Raw genomic sequence first — 9,566 nt, 5'->3', positions numbered from 1 at the left:
TCACAGCCCCGACCTGAGTTTCGACGGCGCCGAGGACATGTTGCGCGCCTGGTCGCGCGGCATCCGGCCCGATCCGAATCTGACGGTGTCCGAATGGGCCGACAAGCATCGCCGGCTGTCGTCACGGGCGGCGGCGGAACCCGGTCGCTACCGCACCGCACGGACGCCCTATCTGCGCGAGATCATGGATGCGCTTTCGCCCGGTCATCCAGCACAGCGGATTTCCTTCATGAAGGCCGCGCAGGTCGGCGCCACGGAAGCCGGGAACAACTGGATCGGTTTTGTGATCCATCACGCGCCGGGACCGATGCTGGCGGTGCTGCCGACGGTCGAGATGGCCAAGCGTGCCTCGCGCGGGCGGCTCGATCCGCTGATTTCGGATTCTCCGGCCTTGCGCGAACGGGTCAGCCCGGCCCGGTCGCGCGATGCCGGAAATTCGATGCTGTCCAAGGAATTCCCGGGCGGCATTCTGGTGCTTACCGGGGCGAACTCAGCCACTGGCCTGCGGTCGATGCCCGCGCGATACCTGTTTCTGGACGAGATCGACGCCTATCCGCCTTCGGCCGATGAAGAGGGCGATCCGGTGACGCTGGCCGAGGCGCGCAGCACGACCTTCGCGCATCGCCGAAAGGTGTTTCTGGTCTCGACACCGACCATCCGGGGCCTCAGCCGGATCGAGCAGGAGTTCGAGGCCTCGGACCAGCGGCGCTTCTTTGTGCCATGCCCACATTGCGGCACGATGCAGTGGCTGGAATTCGAACGGCTGCGCTGGGAGAAGGGTCGGCCCGAGACCGCCGCCTATGCCTGCAATGCCTGCGATACCCTGATCGCCGAACATCACAAGACCGCCATGCTGGAGGCGGGCGAATGGCGCGCGACGGCGGTTGCAACTGACCCGCATCATGTCGGCTATCACCTGTCCGCGCTTTATTCGCCTATCGGCTGGAAAAGCTGGGAGCAGATCGCCCGGGAATGGCTGACCGCGCAGGGCAATGACGAGATGCTGCGCGCGGCGCGGAACACGCTCTTGGGCGAGACCTGGGTCGAGCGCGGCGAGGCGCCGGAATGGCAGCGGCTGGCCGACCGGCGGGAAGTCTTCGCGGCGCAGATCCCCGAAGGCGGTCTGTTCCTGACGGCCGGGGCCGATATCCAGAAGGACCGGATCGAGGTGGATATCTGGGCCTGGGGGCGCGGGCTGCAGAGCTGGCTCATCGATCACATCGTCATTCCGGGCGGTCCGGACAGCCCGGCAGCTTGGGCGGAGCTGACCAAATTGCTGACCCGCACATGGCAGCACGAACATGGCGCGGTGATGCCCGTCGCAAAACTGGCGATCGATACCGGCTATGAGGCGGCGGCGGTCTATGCCTGGGCGCGGGCTCAGGGGTTCGAGCAGGTCGTGCCGGTGAAGGGTCTCGAAGGTTTCAACCGGGCGACGCCGGTTTCCGGGCCGACCTTTGTCGATGCGACTATGGGCGGCAAGCGCCTGCGGCGCGGCGCCCGGCTCTGGTCGGTGGCCACGGCCACCTTCAAGATCGAGACCTATCGCTTCCTGCGGCTCGAGCGGCCCGAGCAGGATCAACCCGATCCGCCAGGCATGATCCACCTGCCAGAATGGGCCGACAGCGAATGGCTGAAGCAGCTGGTGGCCGAACAATTGGTCACGGTCCGGAACAAGCGCGGCTACGCCCGGCAGGAATGGCAGAAGCTGCGCGAACGCAACGAGGCGCTGGATACCCGCGTCTATGCCCGCGCCGCCGCTTGGATCATGGGCGCGGATCGCTGGGACGAGCGCATGTGGCGGCAGCTGGAGGATCAGGCCGGGGTCGCGGCACTCGAGACCGCAACCAGCGACCCCGCAGAGCCTGCCACCGAACCGCCTGCCCGTCAGGCGGGCGCCCCGCCCACAACACCACGCCGCAAGCGGCAGACCTACACACCGCGTTTCATGAGGTGAGAGATGGAGATCGACCGGATGCGGGCGCTGCTGAGCGCGCTGCAGGAGGCCCGGTTCAGCGGGCTGCGCAGCGTCAGCTATGACGGCAAGACCCTGACCTATGGCTCGGATGCGGAGCTGGCCGCTGCCATCGCCGATCTGGAAGCCCGCATTGCCCGCGCGCCCGGGACCGCGCGCCGTCGGCGCTGGGGCACTGTCGCAACCAAGGGGCTCTGATCCATGGCATTCGACGGCATCCGCGCGCGGCTGGGCGCGATCATCGGCGGGTTCGACGCGGCGCAGTCGCATCGACGCCTGCGCGGCTTCCGGGCCTCCCGCGCCCATGTGAACACCTTGATCGCGGGCGCGGGCGAGACCATCACGGCCCGCGCCCGTTGGCTGGCGCGGAACAACGGCTATGCGTCCGGCGCGGTCGAGGCCTTCGCCAGCAATGTCGTGGGCGATGGGATCAAGCCGTCATCGTCGATTTCGAATGCCACCCAAAAGGAAGCCCTGCAAAGGCTCTGGCTCGGCTGGACGGATGAAGCCGACGCCGAGGGGCTGACCGATTTCTACGGGTTGCAGCGCCGCGCGGCCCGCGAACTGTTTCTGGCGGGCGAGGTGTTTCTGCGGCTCCGCCCGCGACGTTCCGAAGACGGGCTGTCGGTGCCGCTGCAGCTGCAGATGCTGCCCTCGGAGATGCTGCCGATGGATCTGAACCGGGAATTGCCCGGCGGCGGATCCATCCGCCAGGGCATCGAATTCGACGGCATCGGTCGGCGCGTCGCCTATCACCTGCTCCGCCGACATCCGGGCGACATGACCGATCCGGGGCTGGTGGGTGAGACGGTCCGCATCCCGGCCTCGGAGATCGTCCATGTGCTGGATCCGGTCGAGGCTGGTCAGATGCGCGGCGTGTCGCGCTTCGCACCGGCCATCGTCAAACTGTTCACGCTGGATCTTTATGACGATGCGGAGCTGGAGCGGAAGAAGACGGCGGCGATGTTTGCCATGTTCATCACCTCGCCCGCCCCGGAAACGCCACTGGAACCGGCGGAAGAGGATCTGGAGGTCGAACCGGGTCAGGTCGTCCGGCTCGATCCGGGCGAGGATATTTCGACACCCGCGACACCGGATTCCGGCTCCACCTACGAGCCGTTTCAATACCGGACCTTGCTGCAGATCTCGGCGGCGCTGGGCATCCCCTACCCTTACCTGACCGGCGATGCCGCGCGCGGCAATTTCTCCAATACCCGGGTCGCACTGTTGGACTTCCGGCGCCGGGTCTCGGCGATCCAGCACGGCGTCATCGTCCATCAGCTCTGCCGCCCGGTCTGGCAGCGCTGGCTCGATCTGGCCGTTCTGTCCGGCGCCATCGATCTGCCCGGCTATGACCGCGACCGGCGCAGCTTTCAGGCCGTCAGCTGGCTGCCAACGCGCTGGGACTGGGTCGATCCGATGAAGGACGCCTCGGCCGAGATCCTGCAGATCGAGGCCGGTCTCAAATCCCGCAGCCAGGCCATTTCCGAGCGTGGTTTTGATGCCGAGCAGGTGGATCGCGAGATCGCGGCCGAGCGCAAACGCGAAGCGGCGCTGGGTCTCGATTTCCGCCGCCCCGGCTCGCCCGCGCAGGGACCGAAGGGTGAGGCTGATGGCGATGGCATCAACGCCGCGAACGGCAATGACGATGATCGCGTCGCCGACACTGATGACGCAGATGCCAAGGAGGACCGCTGATGCATCACGCCCAGATCGCCCAGCGCGCCTTCGACACGCCGCTGATGATCGCCCCCGCCAAGGCTTTGGCGTTCCTCGCCGGCCTCGGCCCGCGCATCACCGGGCAGGAGATCAGGTTTGACGGCATGACGGTCGCCGAACCCGATCTGACGGCCACCCGGCAAACCGCCTTCGCCTCGCTGATCGGCGGCGATCTCGCCCAGCGCCATGGCGGCGATACGGATGCGCCCTTCCCGATCATCGATGGCGTGGCGGTCATCGCGATTGCGGGCACGCTGGTTCATCGCGGGGCGTGGATCGGCCAGAGCTCCGGCCTGACTTCATATGAGGGACTTACCGCCCAGCTCGACGCGGCGGTTTCTGACAATACCATTCGCGGCATCGCGCTGGAGATCGATAGCTTCGGCGGCGAGGTCGCGGGTGCCTTCGATCTCGCCGACCGCATTCGTGCCGCGAGGGACATCAAACCCGTGCACGCTTTCCTCGCCGAACATGCTCTGTCGGCGGGTTACGCGCTGGCCTCGCAGGCGGATCACATCACCCTGCCCCGCACCGGGGCTGCGGGCAGCATCGGCGTCATCACCATGCATACCGACATGTCCGGCATGCTGGCCCAGAAGGGAGTGGCCGTGACGCTGATCCATGCCGGGGCCCGGAAAGCCGATGGCAATCCCTATGCCGCGCTGCCGGAAGGCATCCGCGGCCGACTGCAGGCCGAGTTGGAGGATCTGCGGATCCTCTTCGCGGAAACCGTCGCAGCCGGGCGCGGTGACAGGATGACCAAAGACGCGGCGCTCGCCACCGAAGCGGCGGTGTTTCGCGGCGCGGTGGCTGTCGATGCCGGTCTCGCCGATGCCGTGGCCGATCCTCGTGTCGCCTTTCGCGCCTTTGCCAACGGCCTTTCTCGCCCGGCATTGCCGGTCGGGCGGCCGGCGAAATCCCCGACCCTTTCACCACCCCACCCCAAACAGGAGATGATCATGAGTGATCAGACGGACGAAGATGCCCGGACGCCGGACCAGCAAATCCCACAAACCGCAACACCCATCGCACCCAACACGCCGCCGCAAGCCGCCACGCCGACGGCACAGGAACCGCCCGCGCCCGGCGCTGCACCGGCTGCGGCTCCGACCGATGCCGATGCCATCCGCGCCGAAGCCGCCGAAGTGGCCTCGATCTGCGCGCAGGCCGCAAAGCTGGGCGTCACCCTGGACGCCGCCGATGCCGTCCGGCGCGGCGTGAGTCCCGACGCGCTGCGCGGCCAGATCCTCGACAGCCTCGCGGCCAGAAGCGATGCCAGCGGCATTCTGGCCAGCGCGCCCGCGCCGACAGACAGGCCGAGCCCGCTCGTGGCTGCGGCCCGCAAATCCGCCGACAGCGCTCAGCGCTGACAGCCTGACAGCCTCCGGAGACCAAGATGCCCTTCCTGACACAGCCGCCCAGCATGGGCCATGCGCTCAAATATGAGCTGAACCCCAACTATACCCGCGAGACCGTGACGCTCGCCGAGGGAACCGAATACCCGGCCGGGGCAGTCCTCGGTCGCGTCACCACCAGCGGCCAATACACCTTCGCCAGCCATGGCGGCAGCGATGGCGCGGAACTGGCCGCAGGCATTCTGCTCTATCCGGTCGATACAAGGCTGGCGGAAGCCACCGGCATCCTACTGGCGCGCGGCCCCGCGATCCTGTCGCGCGACGCGCTTTTCTACGATGGCAGTGTCGATGATGCGGCCAAGATCGCTGCCAAACATGTCGAGCTGACCGCGCTGGGCATCGTCATCCGCGACAGCGCCTGACCGGCGGCTGCGACCTTCTGCTTCTTATCCTTCCTTCCGACAAGGTTTCCCCATGACCATCATCCGCAATCCCTTCGATGCCGACGGCTATTCGCTGGCCGAGATGACGCAGGCCATCAACATCCTGCCGAACCTCTATACCCGCCTCGGAGAACTGGGCCTCTTCCGCTTCGAGGGGGTCAGCCAGCGCAGCGTCATCATCGAGCAGATCGAGGGCGTGCTGAACCTCCTCCCCTCTGTCCCACTGGGCGGTCCCGCCACCGTCGGCAGCCGAGAAGGCCGCGCCATGCGCAGTTTCGCGCTGCCCTGGATCCCGCATGACGATGTGATCCTGCCCGCCGATATTCAGGGGGTTCCGGCCATCGGCGCAATTGACGAGGCCGACCCGCTGGTCGCGGTCATGACCCGCAAGCTGACCCTGATGCGCCGCAAGCACGCGCAGACCCGCGAATATATGGAGATGAACGCGCTGCGCGGTATCGTGAAGGATGGCGCGGGCACGACCCTCTACAATTACTTCACGGAGTTCGGCATCGCGCAGATCTCGGTCGACTTCGTGCTGGGCACCGCTGGCACGAACATTCAAGGCAAGGTCCGCGAGGTGCTGCGTGCGGTCGAGGATAATCTGTTGGGCGAGAGCATGTCGGGCGTCCATGCGCTGGTCAGCCGGGAATTCTTCGACAAGCTGATCTCGCACCCCAAGACGGAAGAGGCCTACAAGTTCTATGCCGCGACCGGCGCCCAGCCGCTCCGGCAGGACGTCCGCCGCAACTTCCCCTTCGCCGGGATTCTGTTCGAGGAATATGCGGGCGCGGTCACCCTTTCGACCAAGGCATCGGAACGGCTGGTCCCGGCGAACGAAGGCATCGCCTTCCCGACCGGCACCATGGACACGTTTACCACCTATGGCGGCCCGGCGAACCTTCTGGAGACCGCCAATACAATCGGCTTGCCGCTCTATGCCCGCCAGCATCTCGATCCCAAGGGCCGCTGGATCGATCTGATGACGGAAGCCTCGATCCTGCCGGTCAACAAGCGCCCGCGGCTGGCGATCCGGCTGCACAGCTCGAACTGATGAACGCGTTTGCCGCTGCCATGGACCGCATTTTCGGCCATCCCGACATGGGTATCTCCGCTGTCTGGATCGCGGCGGGCACATCCGAAGAACGCCCGATCAGCCTTATCCACCGCGCGCCGGACCGGATCACCGAGTTCGGTTCGGCGCGCATCCTGTCGGAAACCCTCACCGCCGATATCCGGGTCAGTGACATCCCCGATCCCCGGCCCGGCGATCTGATCGTCATCGGCGCCGACAGTTTTGCGATCCAAGGCGAACCGATCCGCGACCGCGACCGGCTGATCTGGACCGTGGAACTGGTGCCTGCATGAGGCTGAAACTGGACATCGATCCCGATCTCGTCGCGATGATGCAAGCCGAGATCAAAGCGGGCGAAAAGGCCGTGACCGGCGCCATGCGCGAGGCGGGCGCGGGCCTCAAGACCGCATGGCGCGGGCAGATCACCGGTGCCGGGCTGGGGCGCAGGCTGGCGAATTCGATCCGCAACGCCACCTATCCGGAGGCGGGCGACAGCCTGAATGCCACCGCGCTGGTCTGGTCCAAGGCGCCGGTGATCATCGGCGCCCATAATGCGGGACCGCTGATTCGCTCCAAGGACGGATTCTGGCTGGCCATCCCCACGGAAGCCGCCGGAAAATCCCTGCGAGGCGGACGCATCACCCCCGGCGAATGGGAAAGACGGACCGGGCTAAGGCTGCGCTTCGTCTATCGCAGGCGCGGACCAAGCCTGCTGGTGGCCGAAGGGCGGCTGAACACCAAGGGCCGTGCGGTGGCCTCAAAGTCAAAAACCGGGCGCGGGCGGGCTACCGTGCCGATCTTCCTGCTGGTGCCGCAGGTCAGGCTGCCCAAGCGGCTGGCTCTGGCAAGGGAGGCGGAACGAGCAGCGGAAGCGGTGCCGGGGAGGGTCGTCGGGAAGTGGGTGGAGGGGCGAACAATTCTCTAACCCGACGGTTTCTCGGCCCAAACCAAGAACTCGAAAGTTCCACCCTCACGCACAGCTTGGTCGACAATATCCACGACGCGCGCCCTCGACCGATCAGGATCGGCAAAAATTGACCAGCCCTCCTCATGCTCGGGCAGGACCAGAATGTCATAGTCAAGGCGTCGCCCGGTTCTTGCGCCAGCCGTCTTTATTGTCTCCATACGGGATATGCTGAATCCGGCATTTGCAAGATAGTTGTTGAAGGCACGAAGCTGATCCAACGACAATCGGACATACTTCTTTCCGTGGAGAAGTTCTTGCATGCAGGCTTGCATCTTATCTTCCATGGCTACTCCAGCGGTCGAATAATTTCTTGCAGATCGTTCTCCGGTGCGCGCAAGGGCACATTTCTGTTACTTACCGCGACGACTTCGCCGTCCGGGTTCAATATCACCCAATGCCCGTCGCGGCCAGTAAGCAGAGTCATCTCCTGCCCTTTGTAGGGACCAAATCCGCGAATTACCCCGCTCAAATCAGGGTTAGGGTTCGCGATGATCCCATCGATCTGCTCGGCAGTGTGCCCTTTGCCCGTGATATACTCGGCCCCGTCACCTTTTGGGCCGTGACCCCGGACGATGTTGCCATCTGGTGTAGTGATGTTGGCTGGGCGCGCTTCGAGAATGCTGGGACCAGCAAGCTCTGGGATCGGTGTTGAGATGATATTTCCGGTCGGGTCTTCGGCGGCGGGCGATCCGGTGTGGTTCGGCAGGCCGAGAACCTCGGCCGGGTAGATCTCCAGCCACTGCTCGATGCGCTCGGGCGTGAAGCCGGGAAGTTCGCCCAGCCGCCGCTCGTCCTCGGTCAGTTCAGGGAATACCTCGACCCAGCCATCGGCAATCGTGCCGTCCTGGAGCCGGAGTCGACCTTCGCTGAACGCATCGTAGGCGCGCTGTACGAATGCGCCAAGCGCGCGCTGAGCAGCGCGGTCTCCTTCCGCAACCTGCTGAATAGTTCCGGGATTCGACATCTCGAAAAGCGCCGCCGCCTGACCGGCGATCCGTGCCGGATCAACGGTCTTGGGCAGGCTGGATCCGAAGCCGGTACTGACCGTTTCCTGCACCAGTTCGTGCGCAATGGCAGCCAGGAGCCCTTCGCCCGATCCAAGATCGACGCCGAGGATATCGGCAGCGCGGTTCAGGCGACGTTCTGTTGCGAGTTCGGTGAGTTCCCCCAAGGCATTGCTAGCCTCCCACGCCGCCAAAAACGCCGCCAAAGCAGCGGCTCCCTGAGGGGTAAGCGCGACCGCACGTCCGACAAGGCCCCGAAAGAAGGCCCCCACCGGAATTTCCGCCGCTGGCGCATACTGGGCAAGGACAGCATCGTTTGGCAACAGCGACGCAACAGGCTCGGCGAAACACCGGCAGTTATGTGCCTGTCCCGGATGCCCGCCCGCAGGAGGCTCATCCCAACTGAAGACCTGATCGTCATACTCTGCGTGACTGTCGCGAACCTGCGCGTCGTCTCGGGAACGCCAGATGTAACGCTCTATCCCAAGGTCTTGCTGCCGAAGCTGATTGATCAACCCCGCGAAGGCCCTCAGCAGACGCTCCTCCATGGCCGTTCGCAATGGGCGGAGACGCTGGGGGTGGGATTGATATTCTTCAAAGATGGCCGTCAGACGCATATCCCATTCGCGCAGGACAGCCTCCTTCGCGTCCGACACATCGCGCAGGTCTGCCTCCGTCACCCAAGGGACTGTGTCGGGTGGTGTCAGGGCATTCAGAAGCGCCCGTGTATTGTCGGCGATAACCCGATCCAGACGATCCGAAAAATCGCTCCGAAGACCCGGGTAGCCAGGAAATAGCGACTTGATGGAAATGGCCTGGCGTATAGAATCGTTACGCTGGCTGACCACGTACTGACCATGTCCGCCATGCCGAAGGAAGTCCCGTAAATTGTGTTGCAATAGAACCTCCCCGCCGATCTGCGGGATCGGTTGTAGGAGCAATTAGTTAACGAGTATTTACCTTTCCGCGCGTTGCTTTCCACGGGGCAATACGTCAACCGAAATCTGAAGTGCCCATGACATGCCGAC

The 9,566-nt window shown here is 65.0% G+C and carries 10 protein-coding genes; 8 read left to right on the top strand and 2 right to left on the bottom strand.

The genetic code is table 11. The annotated features are described in order from the left end of the window. Positions 1–13 precede the first annotated feature (13 nt). From B4L36_RS06365 to B4L36_RS06330, 8 genes are read left to right on the top strand one after another with little or no spacing between them, the layout of a single operon-like run. Positions 14–1,957, top strand: a complete 1,944-nt coding sequence (locus tag B4L36_RS06365; protein WP_292954035.1) for a phage terminase large subunit family protein — start codon at positions 14–16, stop codon at positions 1,955–1,957. Between the two features lie 3 nt (positions 1,958–1,960). Further along, positions 1,961–2,173: a phage head-tail joining protein gene (locus B4L36_RS06360; protein WP_292954032.1), complete on the top strand. Its 213-nt coding sequence runs from the start codon at positions 1,961–1,963 to the stop codon at positions 2,171–2,173. A gap of 3 nt (positions 2,174–2,176) precedes the next feature. Then, the gene (locus tag B4L36_RS06355; RefSeq protein ID WP_292954029.1) at positions 2,177–3,673 is read left to right on the top strand and encodes a phage portal protein; all 1,497 of its coding nucleotides are present in this window, start codon (positions 2,177–2,179) and stop codon (positions 3,671–3,673) included. Between the two features lie 44 nt (positions 3,674–3,717). Continuing rightward, complete coding sequence (locus B4L36_RS06350; protein ID WP_349675820.1) at positions 3,718–5,064, top strand: S49 family peptidase; 1,347 nt, start codon at positions 3,718–3,720, stop codon at positions 5,062–5,064. Positions 5,065–5,090: 26 nt separating this feature from the next. Continuing rightward, positions 5,091–5,471 carry a head decoration protein gene (locus tag B4L36_RS06345; RefSeq protein ID WP_292954023.1) on the top strand — a complete coding sequence of 127 codons (381 nt, stop codon included), beginning with the start codon at positions 5,091–5,093 and terminating at the stop codon, positions 5,469–5,471. A gap of 52 nt (positions 5,472–5,523) precedes the next feature. Beyond that, positions 5,524–6,546, top strand: a complete 1,023-nt coding sequence (locus tag B4L36_RS06340; RefSeq protein ID WP_292954020.1) for a major capsid protein — start codon at positions 5,524–5,526, stop codon at positions 6,544–6,546. Then, on the top strand, positions 6,546–6,860 hold the full coding sequence (locus B4L36_RS06335) for a head-tail joining protein (protein ID WP_292954017.1): 315 nt from the start codon (positions 6,546–6,548) through the stop codon (positions 6,858–6,860). Before B4L36_RS06340 ends, B4L36_RS06335 begins: the two co-directional genes overlap by 1 nt. Next, positions 6,857–7,492 (top strand): DUF6441 family protein, encoded by a 636-nt coding sequence (locus tag B4L36_RS06330; RefSeq protein WP_292954014.1) that lies wholly within the window; start codon positions 6,857–6,859, stop codon positions 7,490–7,492. The genes B4L36_RS06335 and B4L36_RS06330 overlap by 4 nt, the downstream gene beginning before the upstream one ends. Here B4L36_RS06330 and B4L36_RS06325 read toward each other — a convergent pair. Both B4L36_RS06325 and B4L36_RS06320 read right to left on the bottom strand, forming a co-directional pair. Further along, entirely contained in the window at positions 7,489–7,818 is a 330-nt protein-coding gene (locus tag B4L36_RS06325; protein WP_292954011.1) for a hypothetical protein, read from the bottom strand. The genes B4L36_RS06330 and B4L36_RS06325 overlap by 4 nt on opposite strands. A gap of 2 nt (positions 7,819–7,820) precedes the next feature. Continuing rightward, a complete protein-coding gene (locus B4L36_RS06320) occupies positions 7,821–9,437 on the bottom strand; it encodes a phage minor head protein (protein ID WP_292954008.1) in 1,617 nt (538 codons plus the stop codon). Positions 9,438–9,566 lie beyond the last annotated feature (129 nt).

It is taken from the genome of Paracoccus sp. UBA889 (genome assembly GCA_002294185.1).
Classification (GTDB): domain Bacteria; phylum Pseudomonadota; class Alphaproteobacteria; order Rhodobacterales; family Rhodobacteraceae; genus Paracoccus.
The sequence above is the reverse complement of the archived record's forward strand: the minus strand, read 5'-3'. Positions and strand labels throughout refer to the sequence as shown.

Coding starts and splice junctions, on each gene's coding strand:
- B4L36_RS06330 (WP_292954014.1), top strand. CDS start 6,857: ATGAGGCTGAAACTGGACATCGATCCCGATCTCGTCGCGATGATGCAA.
- B4L36_RS06345 (WP_292954023.1), top strand. CDS start 5,091: ATGCCCTTCCTGACACAGCCGCCCAGCATGGGCCATGCGCTCAAATAT.
- B4L36_RS06335 (WP_292954017.1), top strand. CDS start 6,546: ATGAACGCGTTTGCCGCTGCCATGGACCGCATTTTCGGCCATCCCGAC.
- B4L36_RS06325 (WP_292954011.1), bottom strand. CDS start 7,818: ATGGAAGATAAGATGCAAGCCTGCATGCAAGAACTTCTCCACGGAAAG.
- B4L36_RS06340 (WP_292954020.1), top strand. CDS start 5,524: ATGACCATCATCCGCAATCCCTTCGATGCCGACGGCTATTCGCTGGCC.
- B4L36_RS06350 (WP_349675820.1), top strand. CDS start 3,718: ATGATCGCCCCCGCCAAGGCTTTGGCGTTCCTCGCCGGCCTCGGCCCG.
- B4L36_RS06355 (WP_292954029.1), top strand. CDS start 2,177: ATGGCATTCGACGGCATCCGCGCGCGGCTGGGCGCGATCATCGGCGGG.
- B4L36_RS06360 (WP_292954032.1), top strand. CDS start 1,961: ATGGAGATCGACCGGATGCGGGCGCTGCTGAGCGCGCTGCAGGAGGCC.